The organism is Pseudomonas sp. GW822-FHT07A10 (assembly GCF_058798795.1).
In genome coordinates this window covers 641,503-662,070 of record NZ_JBXAKV010000001.1, presented here as the reverse complement: position 1 = coordinate 662,070, position 20,568 = coordinate 641,503, and the positions used below count along the sequence as shown (strand labels likewise).

The following is a 20,568-nucleotide window of genomic DNA, read 5'->3' as shown; positions in this document are numbered from 1 at the left end:
GCTGTGCGGCGGTCCCTTTTTGGGGGCCGTTGCGCGGCCAAGCGGGAGCAAGCTCCCTGGCCACGGATTGCATCCATCCTGCGAGGCGACGCGAAAGTGCAGGATGGAAATATATTGTTTTACTGATCCTCTGATCGGGAGCCAGGAGCCCCAGCAGAATTAATGACTCGCCATGAGAGGCCGGGGCAACGGGTGGTGAGAAGAAGCGTATTAATGTGCTGGAAGGGGATGGTGAAGGCCCAAGCGTATATTGGGTTGGTTACAACGACCGGTCCGGCCCAGGTGTTGGTTAGGGTGTGTGACGTGAATTTTCGGACAAGGAGATCTATGTGAATAACCTCGCCGGATTGGGTAATGGGGTGGTGTGCATTGATCGAGGTTCGCCACGCTTCGTACGCTTGATGCGTGGAAGTGGTTGGGTTGAACAGGTATGTGATGATGTTTTCGCAGGAAATGTCGATGGTCTTTGTTTGACCACCGGCGTCCGAGACGGTGACGGTAGCCTTCCCATTCCCTTCACTTCGAATCATTCCACTGTGGTCGACCGAAGCGATGGACTCATCCGATGATGTAAATGTGATGGGGGGCACGCCGCCGGACGCAGGACGATGGACGAAAGTGCCGGGAAGATCGACCCCAGTGAGAGTCCAAGGAAGTCCAGAACCCGCAATGGAGATATTCTGCCCGGAGATAGTAAGAGGAGTCGTGTCCACAATGAGTTCTATCGGGTATTCGCCGATAACCTGCGCCACAGCAGGCGTCGAAACACCAATCACTTTGCCATCCCTGACAAGTTTATAAATCACCGACACCTTGCTGTTCGCAAGAACCTTCGCCAACGGCACTTGCAGTTTGTGGGTAAACGGCAACCGCCCTACCGTTTCCTCTACGCTGTGCGTCACCACTGGCCCCGTTAACGGCGTAGAGGTGTAGCTCACCTGAACGATGTCGTTGGGTTCCCAGAGTGGTGAAAAAACATGAACCAACACGTACAAGAAATCCTTCACCTTCCCCAGATCAATGGTGCCTGGATCATCAGTGTGATCGTCGGGATCTTCGGCTATATCCGGTGCTGTCAACGTGACAGAATCCAGATCGACATCCGCTTCGATCGTTCGTGACCAGCGCCGTTTATGCGTGGCGTTACGCAGTTGGTCGACCACCGTGAACGAGAACGGGCACCGCTCATGATTGCCGACCTGCTCCAACATCGCCTGCGTCACTTCGAACCTGACCGGTTGGCCACCCTCACCACGCCCTACGGTCTTGAAGAAGCGCTCGCGATTGATCTGCAGTGTGATGACGTCGTAGGCCTTCGAGTACGGGTAAATCAGCGTGACGATCACGCCCTTGGCGGCTTCGTCCTTGCCGATGTGTGGCGGGTCGCCCAATTCCGCCGGCAGGCTGATAGCCAGGAAGGGGTGGTCATCCGTGCCGGGAACATCGTTGCCGCCGGGCAGCGTGGCGCTGTACAGCACCCATAGCGCCACCGACTCGTTGTCGTTGCCACTGGCGCGATGGATTTTGTAGGTCACGATATTGTGGCTGCCATCGAGCAAATCGGACTCGAACACGTCGAAGGTGATGGGAAGGTTACGATCCGCAGGAGGAATGACCTTTCGCTGAATCTCCACGCCGTTTAGCCAATAAGAGATCGCCTCATAGTCGTCCGCTGGCGGATCGATCGAAAGCGTCACCGCTCGGGCCAGGGACCCGTTATCCCGAGTGACGTTCTGAAACAGATCCAGCGGAACGCCTTGCACCGGCACATCAGGAGGTGGAGGAGACTCACTGATCACCCCGTCGGTTGCGCCCACGATGCGCGGAGGGTAGATCGCCAGCACTTGCGGGGGAGATTGCTTGACTGTCATGGGACACCTTCCTTGTCGGTGGGCCGCGTGAGGTGGCCTGGATGGCAGAATCAGACACCGGAAAAAGGTGGCTTGGCTACTGTCAGAAATAACAGATGCGCGGGGGTTTACGACGAACGGCCGATTACGCTGGAAGTGGGCGATAGCGAGCTGGGTGGCGCGCAGTTGGTGCTCGACTGCCGGCAGAGCCTGGTTCCCCAGGCTTGAGCCAATCTCCATAACAAAGAAGATCAATGTGGGAGCAGCCCTGTGGCGAGGGGGCTTGCCCCCGTTTGAGTGCGTAGCGCTCACGAGATCTTTGGTACATCAGAGATTCTGGGGCTGCTTCGCAACCCAACGGGGGCAAGCCCCCTCGCCACAGGGCCACTTCCCACAGCGGATTTATGCTGTTATTGGGCCTGGGCTCGACTCAATACCCCGGAACCTCGCGCAAAAACTCTGACAGGTCGGTGATCGGCGGTATGGCCGGAATGTCGAAGTACATCTGGATCACCCAGCCCCGGTGATAGCTGGCGTGGTTGACCACATGCAACAGCATGGCGCCGGCACTCATGACCCCGCTTTCCCCGGACATGGAGGTGAATTCGATGGGCTTATCCAGCGACTCCTCGGTCTGGGCCGAGCTCCAGCCACAGAACCATTGATCAATCTCCTGTTGCGCCATTCGCAACTCGGCGAGCTCGGTATGGAGCAGGCCGTGGGAGGTTTTGAAGTCGTGCCCCCGGCCCTCCAGATGAGCTTGCCAGATGCAATCCACTACGTAGGTGTGGTTCAAGGCGCCGATCATGTTATTGAACACCGACACCCGTTTGCGATTGAGTTCTTCAGGTGGCAGCGCCATGAGGCTGTCGAAGAGTCGCTGATCGGCCCAGCGCTTGTAATCGGCGAGCATGCGGGCAGTGCGTACGTTGATCATCAGAGATCTCCCATAGCGATGGGCGCATTGCCAAGAATAGCCCTCACGGCGGGCAGGATCGTAAACGCTGATTATCGGTCATGCCGCAACCTTGTAGCAGCTGGCGAAGCCTGCGTTCGGCTGCGTAGCAGTCGTGAATCCTGCGCACGTGGTTTATCTGACCCACCCGTAGCGTGTGGTTTAGCGACTGCTGCGCAGCCGAACGCAGGCTGCGCCAGCTGCTACAGAGCTTTATCGCGAACTACATTAAGGTCAGGTGCTGCACCACCCGTTCGGCCAATGCCAGGCAACTGGTCAGCCCCGGCGATTCGATGCCGAACAGATTGACCAGGCCCGGTACGCCGTGGACGTCCGGGCCGCTGATGACGAAATCGGCGGCCGGCTCGGTCGGCCCGCTGATTTTCGGGCGGATACCGCTGTAGGCCGGTTGCAGACTGCCATCGGGCAACGCCGGCCAGTAGCGCCGGATTGCCTGATAGAAGCCTTCGCCGCGATGGGGGTCGACGCGATAATCGACTTGCTCGACCCATTCGACATCCGGCCCGAAACGCGCCTGACCGCCCAGGTCCAGGGTCATGTGCACGCCCAGCCCGGCGCTTTCCGGTGCCGGATAAACCAGATGCCGGAACGGCGCCTGACCACTGAAACTGAAGTAGCTGCCCTTGCACAACCAGGCCTTGGGCACGTGCCGCGCCGACAAGCCTTCGATCCGGCTCGCCACCTCAGGCGCGGACAATCCGGCGCAGTTGATCAGTTCACGACAGCTCAAGGTCATCGGCTGGGCCCCACCCATGTGCAGATCGAAACCCTGCTCGGTGCAACGGGCCGATGCAAACGGCGTATGAAAGGCTATCGAGGTGCCCCGGGCTTCGGCATCGGCCTGAAGCGCCAGCATCAAGGCGTGGGAATCGACAATCCCGGTGGACGGTGACCAAAGCGCCGCAACACAAAACAACGCCGGCTCAAGCGCCCGTGCCTGACCGGTATCCAGTAATAGCAGGTCATCGACACCGTTGCGCCGGCCTTGCTCCAGCAACGCCTGCAAGGCATGGCGCTGGCGATCATCGGTGGCCACGATCAGCTTGCCGAGGCGCCGGTAATCGACGCCGCGCTCATCGCAGAAGGCATACAGGCGTTGCTTGCCCTCCACGCACAATTGCGCCTTGAGACTGCCGCTCGGGTAATAAATCCCGGCGTGGATCACTTCCGAATTGCGCGAACTGATGCCCACGCCAATCCCCTCGCCTGCCTCGACCAGGATCACTTCTCGTCCGGTCCGGGCCAGGGCTCTGGCCACCGCCAGCCCGACCACGCCAGCCCCGACTACCACGCATTCGATATCGACGCTCACCTGCCCTCCACTCATTCAAGCCAACCCTGGATGCGATAATCGATCAGGCTGGAGAATATCGCCAGCATGACCGCATACGGTCTGCTACGTGGCGTTCATACTCTATGTTTAATTTCCCATTTAACGATCATTCAAAATGACAATTAACTGTCATTGACCTGAACACTTTCCAACTTCCCCCCGTCAACACAACCTTAACCGGCTATCGGCGATTGACTTTGCCAACCTGCCTGAGTAAATTGCGCCGGCCGATAACAACGGCTTTTTTCAACTCACAAAAGAATTCAATGGACACAGTATCTAGTCGCTGTCGGATGACTGCTCACACGCAGGATCTGGCACATAACCCAGACAATGACGGGCCTCGACTTTTCGGTCGGGTGAGCTGCGCTAGAGCTTGAGGCTCCACCGTAACTTGCCTCACCGGAATCAGTCCGGCCCAGAGGCATGTTATGAACTTCAAAAACACTGTAATGCCGGGCGTACGCGCCTTTGCATCGACCATGCGGGTCAAGCTCTGCCGTGAGCGTCTGCTGACGACTCGGCTCTGCGCCCCGTTCTCCGCCCCTTCTACCCACGCCAAGGTGCGCCCTCGTGCCAACTGGCGTGTCTGCCCGACGACCGGCCGGCTTCAGCAACGCTGGAGCTTCGACGACAGTCAGGACCCACAAAGTCGGCGCATCGCGCGCCTCTTCCAGCAGGCGAGCCTGATGCTCGGCCTGTCTATCGGGGCATGCATTTTCAGTTGATCTGAAGGCACTTCAAAGTCCTTCCAGAACGGTTTCCTTAAACGGGAATCCGACAACTTCTTATTGCCCGTAAAAAATCTGAATTATTGGAATTAGTTGCGGACCATCAAGTAACACCACAATCACGGGTGTTATTCAGATACCACGAGCCGGGTTCCGGGCCTTCAATAAATACAATACGAAACAAGGGAGAGCCCTCATGTCGGGAACTACTCTACTGATCAACCTCGCCGGCTCCATTGCCCTGTTGCTATGGGGCACTCATATGATTTCTTCGGCGCTGTTACGCGGCTTCGGCACGCCGCTGCGTCAGTGGCTGGGCCACAACCTGAACAACCGCTGGATGGCGTTGCTGTCGGGGATAGGTATCACCGGGGTCTTGCAAAGCAGCACCGCCGTGAGCCTGATGGCGACCTCGTTCACTGCCGCCGGGACGCTGGGACTGGCGCCGGCCCTGGCGGTGATGCTCGGCGCCAACATCGGCTCGACGTTGGTGGTGCAATTGCTCAGCGTTGATGTGTCGATGCTCACGCCCAGCGTTTTGCTGGCGGGCCTGATCGTCTTTCGTCTGCGCGATGACTCGCGCTACGAAAGCGTCGGTTGTGCACTGATCGGCCTGGGGCTGATGCTCCTGGCCTTGCACATGCTCGGCTCCACATTGGCGGAAGTCGAAGGCACGCCGATTTTCCAGCTGATCATGCAGAGCCTCGAGGGCGATCTGGTCATTGCGCTGCTGGTGGCGCTGATCCTCACCTGGCTGTGCCACTCCAGCGTGGCCGTGGTGTTGCTGATCGTCTCGCTGGCCGCCACTGGCATGCTCTCGGCCAGCACCATCGTCGCGCTGGTGCTGGGGGTGAACATTGGCGGTGCGCTGCCCTCGGTCATCAACGCCGGATCGAGCGTCGGCCGACGCCTGCCGCTGGGCAACCTGCTGGTGCGTGCGGTCGGTGCTCTGGCGGTCTTGCCGTTTGCCGGGTTGCTCGCTCAGGCGCCGCTCGCGCCCTCGACCCTGGTGGTGTGCCTGCACACCGGTTTCAATCTACTGCTGGCGTTGGTGTTCATCGGTCTGACCGACGTACTCGCCAATGCCCTCACCCGACTGCTGCCGGCACCTGAGCGGGATGTCGATCCCGGCATGCCGTGCTATCTGGACGAAGCCGGCCTGGAAGTGGCCAACATCGGCCTGTCGAATGCCGCTCGCGAAGCGTTGCGCATGACCGACATGTTCTCGACCATGCTCGGCCGGATGCTGCAGCTGTTCCACACATCGCTACCGGCCTGCGCCGATGAAGTGCAGCGGATCGATCAATCCCTGGACCTGCTCAGCGCGGCGATTCGCGCTTATCTGGCGGACATCGGCAAGGAAGGCATCAGTGACAGCGATGCTGATCGTTCCCAGGAAATCCTCACGTTCGTGATCAACCTCGAACATGCCGCGGACATTCTTTCCAGCAGCCTCACGCAGTTGGCCATGCGCCGCTTGCGTCGGGGTGAACAGTTCTCGGCCTTCGAACTGGGCAACATCGCCCCGCTGCACGACGCCGTTCTGGAAAGCCTGAGCCTGGCGATCACCGTGTTCCTGCGCGAAGACATCGCCACCGCCCATCAACTGATCCAGCGCAAGGAGACCGTCAGAAGGCTCGAAGCCTGCGCCAGCCGCGAGCACTTTCGCCAGTTGCAGGAAGACAAAAGTACCTGGGCGCAATCCGGTGATATTTTCCAGCGGGTACTGCGTGATTACCGGCGCATGCATCACCACATCGCCGCCCTGGCGTATCCGCTGCTCGAACGCGCCGGTGAGCGCTTGGTCGAGAGCATCGATGCTCCCGCTACGGGTCGCATGACGGTAGATCTGGCTGGAATTGAGTGAGGTGTCGATCGGCAGGGAACTCCTGACCACCGCCAGGCATCCTAAATTATGTGTTACTTCTTTTACGCTTCACGCTTCGGAGGACGCCGTCATGCGCCGTCTGTTTTTAGTATCTTCACTCGTGCTTTGCTTGCCCTTTGGCTCAGCCATGGCCCGTGTGGATGCGGGCGATGTCGCCACCTCAGCCGGGGTATCCGCATCGCTGTACTCAACGTTCAAGGATCACAAAATGGTCATTCCCGCCCGGGATGACGCCTCCAGTTTTGTCGCCAGCGGCGGCACGATCCGTGGCGTTTACCTGGAGTCGGTATTGAAGGAAATTCGCCAGAATCATCCCGACCTGAAGGCCAGCGATGAAGACCTGGCCAGAGCGATCCTCGTTCAAGAAGGTGTTCCAGCCGGTCAATAAAGTCTGAAACGTAAGCGGTAGGGCTAGTGACAGCCCTACCTTGCTTCAACGCTGTGTTTTTCGACCCCGGCAGACAGGCGTGCCCAGCCGGCGACCAACTGCGCGCTGATGCTGACGCCGCCGCACACCACAATCACCACGTCATGGGCCTCGGCAATTGCCGGATGGTCGAGGTAGGCAATCGCCAATGAAACGCCACACGCCGGTTCGACCAACTGGCGCAGGTCGTTGGCGTAACGAACCACGCCCATGATCGCCTCATCATCGCTGAGCACCACGCATTCATGCGGGAAATCAAGGATGTGCTGCACCGGCCAAGCGGCCACTTGCGCGGCGCCGAGTGACGTGGCAACGGTGTCGATGCGCGGCAGTCTGACCGGGTGCCCGGCAGCGATGGCGGCAGCGAACGACGCCGCCCCCTGGGTTTCGCACGCAACGATCCGACAATCCATGCGCTGATGACGGATCAGGCCGGTGAGCAGGCCCGCCAGCAATCCGCCGCCCCCCACGGATGTCACCAACGCATCGACTTGAGGGCAGTCCTCGAGGATTTCATCGACCATGGTGCTGTGCCCTTCCCACAACACCGGGTGATCGAAAGCCGGTACATATTCGGTGTCTGCGCCCTGCGCGAGTTCTTTCGCCCGTTGATTGGCCTCGTCCCAGACCTTGCCATAGACAATCACCTCGGCACCGGTTTTTCTGATCCTGGCGCGGGTGGTTTCCGGGGTCGTGTTCGGCACCACGATGCAGGCTTTCAGCCCAAGGTTGGCGGCGGCCACCGCCGTGGCCAAACCGGCATTGCCACCGGATGGGCAGACAACTTTGCGCTTGCCCTGCTCCGCCGCCTGGCTGCACAACAGGCCCATGCCGCGCAGTTTGAACGAGCCGCTGGGTTGCAGGTTTTCCAGCTTGAGCCAGATTCGCCTGGTCGGAGTCGACAGACCCGGGTGCAGAATCAGGGGCGTTCTGATGTGAAGCATCGTGTGCTCCTTGTGACAGCACCGGCGCGTTGAGATCTTTCAACGGGCCGGAAGTGAACGGACAGGCTTATCTTTATCCAAGCTTAGTTCACCCTGCTCGACGACTACCGCTCTCATAACGGGCTGCCCCTCTACACTGGTGATATGCCCTTTTTGCGAGATCAGTTATGAAAATCTCAGCCAAACTCGCGTTTTTCGCCCTTGTCAGCACCCTTGCCTACCTCGCTCTCGCGGTGTTCGGGCTGGGCGGGTTGGCGGCGTTTTTCTCGCATCCACCGCTGGTGGTCATTGCGCTTGCGACCCTGGTGATGGCGATCGTGTCGTTGTTCAGTGAGGGCAATTTGAGCACTGGCGAACGTGAAGACCGGGCCAATCGCTGGGTGCTGCCGGTTTTCGGGGTGCTCGGGTTGCTGAGCGGGTATCTGCCGGCCTACACCGACCGGATCGACTTCTGGACCTTCGGTGGCGAGGGCGTGCGTTGGTTGGGCGCGCTGCTGTTCATTGGCGGCGGCGCGTTGCGGATGTGGCCGGTGTTTGTACTGGGCAAGCGCTTCAGCGGATTAGTGGCGATTCAGCCAGGACACCGCCTGGTCACCGACGGAATTTATCGGAATGTACGCAACCCCAGCTACCTGGGGCTGCTGATCAATGGCGTGGGCTGGGCGCTGGCCTTTCGTTCCGGCGTCGGGTTGCTGCTGGTGGCACTGATGTTGATACCGCTGATCGCCCGCATTCGCTCTGAAGAAGCGCTGTTACGCACGCAGTTCGGCAGCGAATACGACGCTTATTGCGCCCGTAGCTGGCGATTGATTCCGGGGATCTACTGAACTGACCACATCAGGGCCGTGTCGATTACAAAAAGTGTAAACGGATCAGGTTATTGGCATCCACATGGCTCGTGACCGAGTCATAACTGGCCAGTGTGGCGTGCCGGGTCTGAAGGGGATGAACGTGGGTCGCGGTGATGACCATGATGTTGGCACCCGCCGCTTCACCTGCGCGAATTCCGACGTCGGCGTCTTCGAAGATCAGGCACTCGGCTGGATCAACCTGCAGTCGACGAGCCGCCAGCCGATAGCCCGCAGGGTCGGGCTTGCCGGCGCTGACGTCTTCGGCGGTCACCATCACGCCAGGCTCGGGAATGCCGGCAGCGGCCATTCGGCGCAACGCCAGGGCCCGCGGCGCAGAGGTAACGATGGCCCATTGGTGGGCGGGCAGCGACTTGAGGAAATTCGCCGCGCCGGACACCTCGACAATCCCCTCCACATCATCGATTTCCGCCTCGGTGATCCACGCCGCTTCAGCTTCGGCATCTACTCCTGGCAACGCCAGGCGATTGATGGTGTCGATGGCGCGAACGCCATGGATGGTCGGCAGGAAGGTTTCGACATCGACGCCGTGGCGCACGGCCCAGGTTGTCCAGATCCGCTCGGCGGCGGCGATGGAGTTGAGGACGGTGCCGTCCATATCGAACAGCAAGCCACGGTATGACCCGTTGAGCAGGGACGTTTTGACAGACAAAGGGCGACTTCCTTTTGCAAGAGCCAGGCAAATGTTATCAGCTAATGTACACCAGCTCTTACAGGCCTCGGGTCGACTGCAAGGCGTTTTGCACACAATCGAGCAACTGCCCCACCGCCCAGGGTTTCCTGATGAACGAAACCGGATGCTTGACCCCGGAGCTTTTCGGAGTTTCGAAGCCGGACATGATCATGATCGGTTTGTCTGGCCAACGGTCGCCAAACTGATTGGCCAGGTCCGCGCCATTGAGTTTTCCCGGCATGGTGATGTCCGTCAGCAACAGCCCCACCTCCGGCGCGTGCTGCTCCAGAAACTGCGAAGCCGCATCCGCGCTGATCTGTGGTTCAACCGCAAAGCCTTCCTCCTGAAGAATTTCGCAAAGAAACTCGAGGATCAACGGGTCGTCCTCAACCACAAGAATCAATCCGTCAGACAAATGCGCGCCCGCCGTCGATACTGGACTCATCACTGTGCCACTCCCTGATTGCGCAAATAGTTTCGCAGGCTCAAATCCGCCACCTACAGGTATGAACAGCGGACTTCACGGAAAATTCATTTTTGATACACCTATCCAGGACATTCTCCGTCCAGGCCGGTAAACCCGACCGTTTGTCCGCGCATAATTGTGGTTAAAATGCCGCCCCCTTCTACATTGCCGACCTTGTCCGATGAATCCAGACGCCCTCTCCATCCTCCACGACCATTTGCTGACAGCACTTGCGGCCGCCCCCGCAGAAACCCGTCGGCTGTTTCACGGCCGTGGGCGCTGCTGGCCGGGGTTGGAGCAATTGACCGTCGACTGGCTCCAGGGCGTGGTGCTGGTCTGCGTGTTCAAGGAGCCGCAAGCGTCGCAACTGGATGATTTGAAGCAGCGACTGATGGCGATCACACAGTCACCTGCGTGGAAAGCCTCAGGCGCGCATACCTTGCTGCTGCAACATCGCTATTTGCAGGAAAGCACCACCGAATGGCTGCTCGGGGAGCCGATCGAGGAGATGACGATCACCGAGGGCGGTCTGCAGTATCGCGTGGACCTGGGCCGCAAACAGAACACCGGCCTGTTTCTCGACATGCGCTACGGCCGCGATTGGGTGCGGGCCAATGCTGACGGCAAGCGGGTGCTGAACCTGTTTGCCTATACCTGCGGGTTTTCAGTGGCCGCCATCGCAGGAGGCGCTACGCATGTGGTCAACCTGGACATGTCCCGCGCGGCCCTGAGCCGTGGTCGCGACAATCACCGGCTCAACGGCCATGACTTGAGCAAGGTGAGCTTTCTCGGCCACGACCTGTTCAAGTCCTGGGGCAAAGTGATCAATAGCGGCCCTTATGATCTGGTGATCATCGACCCACCGTCCTTTCAGAAGGGCAGTTTTCTGCTGACCAAGGATTATCAGCGCGTACTGCGCCGTCTGCCGGAGTTGCTCAGCCCTCAGGGTACGGTGCTGGCCTGCATGAATGATCCGGCCTTTGGTGCGGACTTCCTCATCGACGGCGTCACTCGCGAAGCACCGAGCCTGCGGTTTGAGCAACGGTTGGAGAATCCGCCGGAGTTTCCCGATGCCGATGTCGAGTGTGGGTTGAAGGCGTTGGTGTTCAGGCAGGGGTAGCTGAAAATCAAAATGGTGATTCAACACCAGGCAGGCCGGCCAGACTCAGTAGACTAATGGTACTTGAGCCCGAACCCGCGGCTTCCTACGATGATGATACGCAGCGGTTGGAGGTTTAAACCGTTGCGTAAGTGGTGGGTGAACTGAACCCCAATAAGCCCACCCCTTGTTTCATGCGCATCTTGAGCCTCTCGGCTCTACTTCCTCCCCATCAAAGAGCTTTGAGGCTCTTTTTTTGTCTGTCAAAAAGCCTCGGCGCCGACCGCTCGGTAACGTTGAACATCCTGGCCCACATCGCAGCGCCCAGAGGCAGCGAAAAGCTCACGACCGATCGTGCGAGCAGCCTGCAGATGAACCGTCGGTTCCTGGATTTCCGATTCGAGCAGCAACTCGGACGTCACCACGCAAGCACCGCAATAATCGAAGATCCCATGGTCGATCTGCGTCTTCATGGCGTCGGCATAACCGTGGCGCGCATAGGTTCCTGCGTCGGCACCGCCAACACCCACCAGATGAACCCGCAGATGGCGAAGCTTCTTCTCCAACCTGGCATCCGCCGCGAAATCGAACGCCCAGCCATTGGCGAACACACGGTCGATCCAGCCTTTGAGCAGCGCCGGCATCGACCACCAATAAACCGGATAAACCAGCACCAGTGCATCGGCGCGATCGATTCGCGCCTGCTCGGCGGCCACATCGGCGGGCGGCGGTGCTTCACGGTGATGGACGGCGAGATCGGCCGCGCCGAATCTCGGATCGAACCCTTGCGCCCAGAGGTCCGCAATTTCGAAAGAGTGGTCGGCATCCGCCTCGGATACTCCTTCAGCGACGTGTCTCGCGAGGCTATGGGTAAGCGATTGGGGGTCATGGTGAGCCACAACGATGAGCGCGTGCATGGCAAAATCTCCTGCTACGGAATGAGTGATTGAGGGTGAAAGGCGAGCCTTATATACTCTTGGTAAGTTACGCTCAGTAAGCTACTTTTGGTATATAGCCATGTCAAGCACCGAAACACCCGAGCAAGATTCCAGTCCGCAACCGCGCCGGCGGATGTCGCGGGAGGAGCGCCTGCGCCAGTTGCTGGATGTCGCCTGGCAACTCGTTCGAGAGGAAGGTACGGACGCGTTGACGCTTGGCCGGCTCGCCGAACAGGCGGGGGTCACAAAACCGGTGGTTTACGATCACTTCACCACCCGCCCCGGGTTGCTGGCGGTGCTCTATCAGGAGTTCGACGCACGTCAGACCGCGCTCATGGATACCGCGCTTGAAGCCAGTGAACCGACACTGGCCAGTAAGGCAATGGTCATCGCCTCGTCTTATGTCGACTGCGTTCTGCTTCAGGGCCGCGAGATACCGGGTGTGATCGCGGCGCTGACGAGCTCGCCCGAGCTGGAAAAGATCAAGCGCGAGTACGAAGCGATCTTCATGGGCAAGTGCCGCAACGCCCTGCTCCCCTTCGCCGGAACCGGTGATATCGCGCCAGCGAGTCTTCGGGCGATGCTCGGTGCCGCCGAGGCGCTGTCCCATGCTGCCGCGACCGGAGAAATCACCGCGGAGCAGGCACAGGACGAACTCTTCGAAACGATCGTGGCGATGGTCGAAAGGAGCGCACGCGTCAGGAGGGTCTAGAAACCTAACGCGCATCGTAGGGCTGGCAAGCACCCGCCAGGACAGCAGCGTATTGCCACCTATACTCAAGCCACCTTCCCCGCGCTACCCACAATAAAAAGCAGAGGTGGAAAATGGTCTGGCAGCAAATCTACGACCCCTTCGGTAACCCGGTGCTATCAACGCTCATGGCGGCGACGCCGGTGGTGGTAATGCTGGTTTCCCTGGCGTTTTTCCACATCAAGGCGCATCTGGCGGCGTTGTTGGCCCTGGGTTCGGCCTTGCTGATCGCGATTTTCGCCTTCGGCATGCCCGCGAACATGGCGGGCTCGGCCGCACTGTTCGGCGCCGCCAACGGTCTGTTGCCGATTGGCTGGATCGTGCTCAACATTATTTTCCTGCATCGGCTGACCACCGAGAACGGCTCGTTCAAAGTGCTGCAAGACTCCCTGGCGCGCATCACCGACGACCGACGTCTGCAATTGCTGCTGATTGCCTTCTGCTTCGGTGCCTTCTTCGAAGGGGCCGCCGGTTTCGGCACTCCCGTGGCGGTAACCGGGGCCATTCTGATCGGGTTGGGTTTCTCGCCCCTGGCCGCGTCTGGCCTGGCGTTGATCGCCAATACCGCGCCCGTGGCGTTCGGTGCACTGGGCACGCCCGTCATCACCCTGGCCAAAGTGACCGGGCTGGATGAAATGGAGCTGTCGATGATGGTCGGTCGCCAGTTGCCGTTCTTCTCGGTGATCGTGCCGTTCTGGCTGATCTGGGCCTTCGCCGGCTGGCGCAAGATGCTGGAAATCTGGCCGGCGATTCTGGTTGCCGGCGTCAGCTTCGCCATACCGCAATTCCTCGTCTCCAACTACCACGGGCCAATGCTGGTGGACGTCATCGCGGCACTGATTACCATGGCCTGCCTGACCGGTTTTCTGAGGGTCTGGAAACCGGCCACGGTGCATACCTCGGCCGCCCTGTCAGGGCGAGTCGACCATTCCAAAATAGCCGAAGAGCATGACGAAAAACCCGTCGCCAGCGCGACCTTTGCCAGCGATGCAAAACCCGCCGTAATGCGCGCATGGATGCCGTGGATCATCCTCACGGTGTTCGTTTTCGCCTGGGGCACCCAAAGCTTCAAAAACCTGTTCGATACCCGCCCGGCCATGGATCCGCAAACCCACTCGGCCAGACTTGATCCTCAGGGCAAGCCAATGCGCGAGGCCAACCCGATCTTTGCCCCGAGCGTGACCTTCACCACGATTCATCAACAGATCGAGAAGGTCCCGCCCGTGGTGCCCGCGCCGAAAACCGAGGACGCGATCTACAAGTTCACCTGGTTCACCAGCACCGGTAGCGGCATCTTGCTCGCGGCGATCCTTGGCGGGCTGCTGATGGGTTATTCCATCCCGCAACTGCTGAACCATTATCTGCGAACGCTGTGGGTGGTGCGCTATTCGCTCACCACCATTGTGGCGATGCTCGCCCTGGGTTTTCTCACCCGCTACTCGGGCCTCGACGCCACCATGGGCCTGGCCTTCGCCGCAACGGGCATTTTCTACCCGATGTTCGGCACCCTGCTCGGCTGGCTCGGCGTGGCCCTGACCGGCTCGGACACGGCCTCCAACGTGCTGTTCGGCGGCTTGCAACGGGTGACCTCCGAGCAACTGGGCCTGAGCCCGGTGCTGATGGCCGCCGCGAACAGTTCTGGCGGGGTCATGGGCAAGATGGTCGACGCCCAGTCGATCGTGGTCGCGTCCACCGCCACCCGCTGGTACGGCCATGAAGGGGAAATCCTGCGCTACGTGTTTTTCCACTCCGTGGTGCTGGCGATTCTGGTCGGCGGGCTGGTGACGTTGCAGGCGTATGTGGCGCCGTTTAGCCATATGGTGGTGGGCGGGCACTGATCCTGGGGGGCGGGCCTCATCGCGAACATTAATTCCAGCCGCCCCCCATTACCTTGTACAACGTCACCCGGTTGCTCTGCTCGGCCAGACGCAGGGTGATCAGGTCCTGTTGGGCGCTGTACAACGAACGCTGGGCGTCCAGCGCTTCGAGGTAGCTTTGCGAGCCGCCGCGATAGAGCGCGTCGGCCAGTTCAAAGCTTTTACGGCTGGCGTCGGTCAAGGCTTGCTGGGCTGTCAGGCGTTGGTCCAGGGTGCTGCGCACCGCCAGGGCATCGGCCACTTCCTTGAAGGCTGTCTGCAAGGTTTGCTGGTAGGTCTGCACCTGAATTTCACGCTCGACCTTGGCCGCATCCAGTGTCGCGCGATTGCTGCCGGCATCGAAGATCGGCAGGCTGACGCTCGGGGCGAAGGTCCAGGCGCCGCTGCCGGACTTGAACAGACCGGACAAGGCCGAACTCGCAGAACCGGCGTTGGCGGTCAGGCTGATGCTCGGGAAGAACGCCGCACGGGCCGCGCCGATATCGATGTTGGCCGACTTGAGGGTGTGCTCGGCGGCCAGCACATCCGGGCGCCGTTGCAAAAGACTGGACGGTAACTCATCCGGCACCTGAACCAGCAGCGCGACCGATTGCAGACTCGCACCGGGAAGCAGCTCATCGGGAACATCACTGCCGACCAGTAAGCGCAGGGCATTGCGGTCCTGGAGAATCTGACTGGCGTAGACCGCCACATCGCCTCGGGCCGACTCAACAGTGGTTTGCGCCTGAGCCAGGGCCAAACCGGAAGAGCCGCCCAAGGCATGGCTGCGTTGGGTCAGTTCGTAGGTTGCCTGTTGGCTGCGCAGGGTTTCCTGGGCCAGTTGCAAACGCTCATTGTCCGCCGCCAGGGTCAACCAGGCGGTGGCTACTTCAGCCACCAGGCTGATCTGGGTGCTACGCCGGGTTTCGGTCAGCGCCAGATAGTCTTCCAGCGCTTCGTCCTGAAGGTTCTGTACCCGCCCGAACACATCCAGTTCATAACTGCTCAGCCCCAGTTGCGCACTGTACTCATGACTGGTGCTCGCCGTGCCGCTGCTGGACGTGCGGCTATGTGTGCCGCTGACTCCGGCATCGATGGTGGGAAACGCCGCCGCCCGTTGAATGCGATATTGAGCCTGGGCCTTTTCGATGTTCAGGCTGGCCAGACGCAAATCACGGTTGTTGGTCAGGGCCAGGGTCTGTAAGCGCGCCAGGCGACTGTCGGTAAAGAACTGCTGCCAGTGAATATCCGCCGCTGCATCGCCCGAGGGCACACGGGTGGTCGGCAGCCATTGCTCGGCAACTGGCGCCTCGGGGCGCTGATACTGCGGCGCCAGATTGACACAACCACTGAGCAACACCAGAGCAGCCAACAAGGGCCAATGAAACTTGATCATGCATCACCTTTCTGCGCGGTTGGGTTGGCGGTTGTTGCGGTGGATACGCGACCGAAACGACGACGGATCAGCACGAAAAACAGCGGCACAAAGAAGATCCCCAGCACGGTGGCGCTGAACATGCCCCCCAGCACGCCAGTGCCGATGGCCTGGCGCCCGGCAGAACCGGCGCCGGAGCTCAATGCCAGTGGCAACACGCCGAACATGAAGGCTAAAGACGTCATCAGGATCGGTCGCAGGCGTTGACGCACGGCAGTCAGCGTCGCGTCCCTCAGGCTATTGCCCTGCTCTTGCAGGTGCTTGGCAAACTCAACGATCAGGATCGCGTTCTTCGCCGCCAGCCCCACCGTGGTCAACAACCCGACCTGGAAGTACACGTCGTTGCTCAAACCACTGAAACGAGTCGCCAGCACCGCGCCGACCACCCCCAGCGGCACCACCAGCATTACCGAAAATGGCACCGACCAACTCTCGTACAACGCCGCGAGGCAGAGGAACACAAACAACACCGAGATCCCGTACAGCAGCGGCGCCTGGGAGCCGGACAGGCGCAGTTGATAAGACTGCCCGGTCCACTCGTAGCCGATGCCTTCGGGCAGTTGTTTGATGATCGCTTCCACCGCGTCCATGGCGACCCCGGAACTCACCCCCGGAGCCGGATCGCCGACCACCTCCAGCGAGGCATTGCCGTTGTAGCGTTCCAGCAACGGCGAGCCATAGCTCCACGAGCTACTGGCGAACGAGGAAAACGGCACCATCTCATCCTTGCTGTTGCGCACAAACCAGTGCTCCAGGTCCGCCGCCTGCATCCGCGCCGACGCCTGACCCTGCACGTAGACCTTCTTCACCCGCCCCTGGTTGAGGAAGTCGTTGACGTAAGTGCCGCCCAACGCCGTGGACAAGGTAGCGTTGATATCGCTGGTGCTCAGACTCAAGGCCCCGGCCTTGCGATCGTCGATGCTGACCTTGAGCTGCGGTGTATCGTCCAGGCCATTGCTGCGTACTCCCAGCAGCCGCGGGTCTTTCTTCGCCAACTCGATGAACTGCTCCCGCGCGGCAACCAGGGCGTCATGCCCCAGTCCACCAAGGTCTTTGAGTTGCAGGTCGAACCCCGAACTTTGCCCCAGGCCACGTACAGCCGGCGGCTGCATGACAAACACGTTGGCATCGCTAATGCTCGCCAACGCCAGGGTTGCACGTTGGGCAATAGAAGCCGCGTCCTGCCCTTTCCCTGAACGCTCGCTCCAATCCTTGAGTTTGATGAAAGCCCGGCCGGTATTCTGGCTGTTGCCACCCATGCCCAAACCGCTGATGCTGATCAGCGCCTCGACTTCCGATTGTTCGAGCATGTAGCTCTCGAACTGCTTCATTACTGCCTGAGTTCGACTATCAGTGGCGCCCACCGGCAGCTGGATCTGCGCCATGAGGATGCCTTGGTCTTCATCCGGCAAGAACGAAGTCGGCAGGCTGGCGTAACCAGCGCCCATCGCCAACAAAATCACCCCGTACACCAGCAAGCTCCGACGCCCACGCTGCAAAATGCCACCGACCCATTGTTGATAACGCAAGGCACTGCGCTCGAAGCTGTGGTTGAACCAGCCGAAGAAGCCGCTTTGCGCACCATGGCCCTGGGCATCGGACGGCTTGAGCAAGGTCGCACACAAGGCCGGTGTCAGCGTCATCGCCACCAGCACCGACAGGAGCATGGCGGAGACGATGGTCACCGAAAACTGCCGATAGATAATCCCTGTGGAACCGCCGAAAAATGCCATGGGAATAAACACGGCGCTGAGCACCAGAGCGATGCCGATCAGCGCGCTGGTGATTTCCGCCATGGACTGGCGAGTCGCCGCCAGCGCCGAAAGTCCCTTCTCACTCATCACCCGCTCGACGTTCTCCACCACCACGATGGCATCGTCCACCAGCAGTCCGATAGCCAGGACCATGGCGAACATGGTCAGGGTATTGATTGAATAGCCGAACAGCGCGAGCACGCCGAAGGTGCCCAGCAATACCACCGGCACGGTGATCGCCGGGATCAGCGTGGCCCGCAGATTCTGCAGGAACAGGAACATGATCAGCACCACCAGCACGATCGCTTCGCCCAAAGACTTGACCACTTCTTCGATGGACAGGCTGACAAAGGGGGTCGTGTCGTAAGCGATCACGTTCTTGAGCTGCATTTGCGCAGGGTAGAAAGGCTCCAGTTCCTTAAGTTTGGCCTTCACCGCTTCACCCACGCTCAGGGCATTGGCCCCGGCGGCGAGCTGCACGCCCATGGCGGCAGCGGGTTTGCCGTTGAGGGCAGAACTCACGTCGTAGCTTTCACTGCCCAATTCGACCCGCGCCACATCGCCCAACAGCACCACGGCTCCATTGCTGGTGGACTTGACCACCACGTTGCGAAACTCTTCGGCGGTTTGCAGCTTGCTGCGGGCACTGATAGTGGCGTTCAACTGTTGCCCGGCCACCGCTGGCAAGGCACCGAGCTGGCCGGCGGACACCTCGGTGTTTTGTGCTTCCAGGGCACTACTGATGTCCGAGGGCATCAACGCATACTTTTCCAACAGGGCCGGGTCCAGCCAGATGCGCATGGCATAGCCCGAACCGAGGGTCTGCACGTCGCCGACGCCATCGATACGACTGATCTGGTCGAGCAAGGTGCTGGAAATGTAGTCGCCGATCTGGGTGCCGGTAACGCTTTCGTTATCGGAGGCCAGGGCGGCAATCATCAGAAAGTCCGAACCGCCCTTGGTCACGGTCAAGCCTTCGCTCTGCACCGATTGCGGCAGTCGTGATTCAGCCTGTTGCAGTTTGTTCTGCACCTGCATCTGCGCCACATCAGGGTTAGTGCCGGCGGCAAAGGTCAGGCTGATGCTGGCGCTGCCCGCCGAACTGCTGGAGGCCGACATGTAGGTCAGGTTATCCAGCCCTTTCATCTGCTGTTCGATGACCTGCGTCACCGAGTTTTCCACGGTCTCGGCCGAGGCGCCGGTGTAGGTGGCGGAGATCCGTACCGTTGGCGGAGCGATGTCCGGGTACTGTTCCAGCGGCAGTTGGCTGATCGACAAGGCGCCGGCGAGCATGATGACAATGGCGATGACCCAGGCAAAAATCGGTCGATCGATAAAGAACCGCGCCATGCTCAGCCCTCCTGCGCAATGGCAGTCGGCGCCGATTGCCGCGTGCGGCTGCGAGTGCCCGGGTTTTGCGCCAGCACCGGGGCGCCAACCCGCACTTTCTGCCCGCCCTCGACAATCACCTGGTCACCCGCCGTCAGGCCCGAGGTGACCCACCATTGGTTGCCCACGGCGCGATCGATAGTCAGCACACGCTGTTCGACCTTGCCATTGACCACCAGCAACACCGACGTCACGCCACTGGCGCTGCGGGTCACGGCTTGCTGCGGAATCAGGATCGCTTGATCGTCCCGGGCCTGCTCCAGCACCGCCCGCACATACATGCCCGGCAGCAACAGCCGGTCCGGGTTGGCAATTTCCGCCCGCAGGGTCACGGTGCCGGTGCCCTCATTGACGCTGACCCCGCTGAATTTCAAGCGGCCCTCATGGGCGTAGGTGCTGCCGTCGTCGAGTTTGAGACTGATCCGCGCTTCGCCCTCGCCGTTGCTTTGCAGCACACCGCTGGCGAGGTCGCGCTTGAGGCGCAATAGCTCGGTGGTCGATTGCGTGATATCCACGTAGATCGGGTCCAGTTGCTGCACCGTGGTCAGTGCGCTGTCCTGATTGGCCACCACCAATGCGCCGGGGGTGACCGTCGAAGTTTCGATACGCCCGTTGACGGGAGAACTGATGCGGGTATAGGCCAGGTTGATGCGCGCCGTATCCACGCCGGCCTGGGCCACTTGCAGTTCAGCCTCGGCGGTCAGCAGACTGGCCTGGGCATCCTCGTTGTCCTGCTGGCTGATGGCATCGATCTTCGCCAACTGGGCATCACGCCTGGCTGTGGCCTGGGCCGACTTCAACGTGGCGCGAGCTTTGGCGAGGGTCGCCTGTGCTTCAGCCAATGCAGCCTTGTATGAGGACGCGTCCAGCTGATACAGCGCCTGCCCGGCCTTGACCTCGGCGCCTTCGACAAACAGCCGTTGCTGGACGATACCGCCGACCTGCGGGCGAATCTCGGCGATCATGAACGCCTGAGTGCGCCCGGCCAGCTCCGTGGTCAGCGCCTGGCTTTGAGGTTGCACCGTGATCACTGACACCTTGGCCGGTTCGACCACGGGCGCGGATGCGCCGGGGGAGCAACCGCTCAACACCACCAGAATGATCAAGGACAGTAAAACCGCGGCGGTTACCAGGGATTTGGCGAGAATTTTGGTCGACATAAATGCCTCTGCAAGACGGGGTGGCTGAA

General features: G+C 60.4%; 17 protein-coding genes. 7 read left to right on the top strand and 10 right to left on the bottom strand.

The annotated features are described in order from the left end of the window. Nucleotides 1-119: 119 nt before the first annotated feature. The 3 genes from AC1RL4_RS02730 to AC1RL4_RS02720 form a co-directional block, all read right to left on the bottom strand. On the bottom strand, nucleotides 120-1,871 hold the full coding sequence (locus tag AC1RL4_RS02730; RefSeq protein WP_096480290.1) for an immunoglobulin-like domain-containing protein: 1,752 nt from the start codon (nucleotides 1,869-1,871) through the stop codon (nucleotides 120-122). A 409-nt stretch (nucleotides 1,872-2,280) separates the two neighbouring features. After that, the gene (locus AC1RL4_RS02725) at nucleotides 2,281-2,787 is read right to left on the bottom strand and encodes a DinB family protein (protein WP_018928975.1); all 507 of its coding nucleotides are present in this window, start codon (nucleotides 2,785-2,787) and stop codon (nucleotides 2,281-2,283) included. A 241-nt stretch (nucleotides 2,788-3,028) separates the two neighbouring features. Beyond that, nucleotides 3,029-4,138, bottom strand: coding sequence for an NAD(P)/FAD-dependent oxidoreductase (locus AC1RL4_RS02720; RefSeq protein ID WP_230172315.1), 1,110 nt, complete (start codon nucleotides 4,136-4,138; stop codon nucleotides 3,029-3,031). A gap of 452 nt (nucleotides 4,139-4,590) precedes the next feature. Here AC1RL4_RS02720 and AC1RL4_RS02715 point away from each other — a divergent pair, with 452 nt between their 5' ends. From AC1RL4_RS02715 to AC1RL4_RS02705, 3 genes are all read left to right on the top strand, one after another. After that, complete coding sequence (locus tag AC1RL4_RS02715; RefSeq protein WP_096480292.1) at nucleotides 4,591-4,887, top strand: hypothetical protein; 297 nt, start codon at nucleotides 4,591-4,593, stop codon at nucleotides 4,885-4,887. Nucleotides 4,888-5,086: 199 nt separating this feature from the next. Next, nucleotides 5,087-6,757, top strand: a complete 1,671-nt coding sequence (locus AC1RL4_RS02710) for a Na/Pi cotransporter family protein (protein ID WP_230172313.1) — start codon at nucleotides 5,087-5,089, stop codon at nucleotides 6,755-6,757. A 91-nt stretch (nucleotides 6,758-6,848) separates the two neighbouring features. Next, nucleotides 6,849-7,166, top strand: a complete 318-nt coding sequence (locus AC1RL4_RS02705; RefSeq protein ID WP_026286632.1) for a DUF2388 domain-containing protein — start codon at nucleotides 6,849-6,851, stop codon at nucleotides 7,164-7,166. 35 nt (nucleotides 7,167-7,201) lie between these two features. Here AC1RL4_RS02705 and AC1RL4_RS02700 read toward each other — a convergent pair whose 3' ends face one another. Next, entirely contained in the window at nucleotides 7,202-8,149 is a 948-nt protein-coding gene (locus tag AC1RL4_RS02700) for a pyridoxal-phosphate dependent enzyme (RefSeq protein WP_230172311.1), read from the bottom strand. A 167-nt stretch (nucleotides 8,150-8,316) separates the two neighbouring features. On the opposite strand from AC1RL4_RS02700, the gene AC1RL4_RS02695 reads away from it, so the two are divergent. After that, complete coding sequence (locus tag AC1RL4_RS02695) at nucleotides 8,317-8,976, top strand: methyltransferase family protein (RefSeq protein WP_096480294.1); 660 nt, start codon at nucleotides 8,317-8,319, stop codon at nucleotides 8,974-8,976. 25 nt (nucleotides 8,977-9,001) lie between these two features. Here AC1RL4_RS02695 and AC1RL4_RS02690 read toward each other — a convergent pair whose 3' ends face one another. Further along, entirely contained in the window at nucleotides 9,002-9,670 is a 669-nt protein-coding gene (locus AC1RL4_RS02690; RefSeq protein WP_096480295.1) for an HAD-IA family hydrolase, read from the bottom strand. Between the two features lie 58 nt (nucleotides 9,671-9,728). Then, nucleotides 9,729-10,136 (bottom strand): response regulator, encoded by a 408-nt coding sequence (locus tag AC1RL4_RS02685; RefSeq protein ID WP_230172307.1) that lies wholly within the window; start codon nucleotides 10,134-10,136, stop codon nucleotides 9,729-9,731. Between the two features lie 202 nt (nucleotides 10,137-10,338). Between AC1RL4_RS02685 and AC1RL4_RS02680 the strand changes: the two genes are divergently transcribed. Next, nucleotides 10,339-11,277 carry a class I SAM-dependent methyltransferase gene (locus AC1RL4_RS02680; RefSeq protein WP_019578716.1) on the top strand — a complete coding sequence of 313 codons (939 nt, stop codon included), beginning with the start codon at nucleotides 10,339-10,341 and terminating at the stop codon, nucleotides 11,275-11,277. Between the two features lie 242 nt (nucleotides 11,278-11,519). Here AC1RL4_RS02680 and AC1RL4_RS02675 read toward each other — a convergent pair whose 3' ends face one another. After that, nucleotides 11,520-12,173 (bottom strand): NAD(P)H-dependent oxidoreductase, encoded by a 654-nt coding sequence (locus AC1RL4_RS02675; RefSeq protein ID WP_230172306.1) that lies wholly within the window; start codon nucleotides 12,171-12,173, stop codon nucleotides 11,520-11,522. 100 nt (nucleotides 12,174-12,273) lie between these two features. Here AC1RL4_RS02675 and AC1RL4_RS02670 point away from each other — a divergent pair, with 100 nt between their 5' ends. Both AC1RL4_RS02670 and AC1RL4_RS02665 read left to right on the top strand, forming a co-directional pair. Further along, entirely contained in the window at nucleotides 12,274-12,906 is a 633-nt protein-coding gene (locus AC1RL4_RS02670) for a TetR/AcrR family transcriptional regulator (RefSeq protein WP_230172305.1), read from the top strand. Between the two features lie 113 nt (nucleotides 12,907-13,019). Then, entirely contained in the window at nucleotides 13,020-14,783 is a 1,764-nt protein-coding gene (locus tag AC1RL4_RS02665) for an L-lactate permease (RefSeq protein WP_230172304.1), read from the top strand. 28 nt (nucleotides 14,784-14,811) lie between these two features. Here AC1RL4_RS02665 and AC1RL4_RS02660 read toward each other — a convergent pair whose 3' ends face one another. Genes AC1RL4_RS02660 through AC1RL4_RS02650 form a run of 3 tightly spaced genes read right to left on the bottom strand, consistent with a single transcriptional unit; the run spans nucleotide 14,812 to nucleotide 20,539 of the window. Further along, nucleotides 14,812-16,197 carry an efflux transporter outer membrane subunit gene (locus AC1RL4_RS02660; protein WP_096480299.1) on the bottom strand — a complete coding sequence of 462 codons (1,386 nt, stop codon included), beginning with the start codon at nucleotides 16,195-16,197 and terminating at the stop codon, nucleotides 14,812-14,814. Further along, nucleotides 16,194-19,340 carry an efflux RND transporter permease subunit gene (locus tag AC1RL4_RS02655; RefSeq protein ID WP_230172302.1) on the bottom strand — a complete coding sequence of 1,049 codons (3,147 nt, stop codon included), beginning with the start codon at nucleotides 19,338-19,340 and terminating at the stop codon, nucleotides 16,194-16,196. The genes AC1RL4_RS02660 and AC1RL4_RS02655 overlap by 4 nt, the downstream gene beginning before the upstream one ends. Before the next feature lie 2 nt (nucleotides 19,341-19,342). Continuing rightward, a complete protein-coding gene (locus tag AC1RL4_RS02650) occupies nucleotides 19,343-20,539 on the bottom strand; it encodes an efflux RND transporter periplasmic adaptor subunit (protein ID WP_018928960.1) in 1,197 nt (398 codons plus the stop codon). Nucleotides 20,540-20,568: the final 29 nt, after the last annotated feature.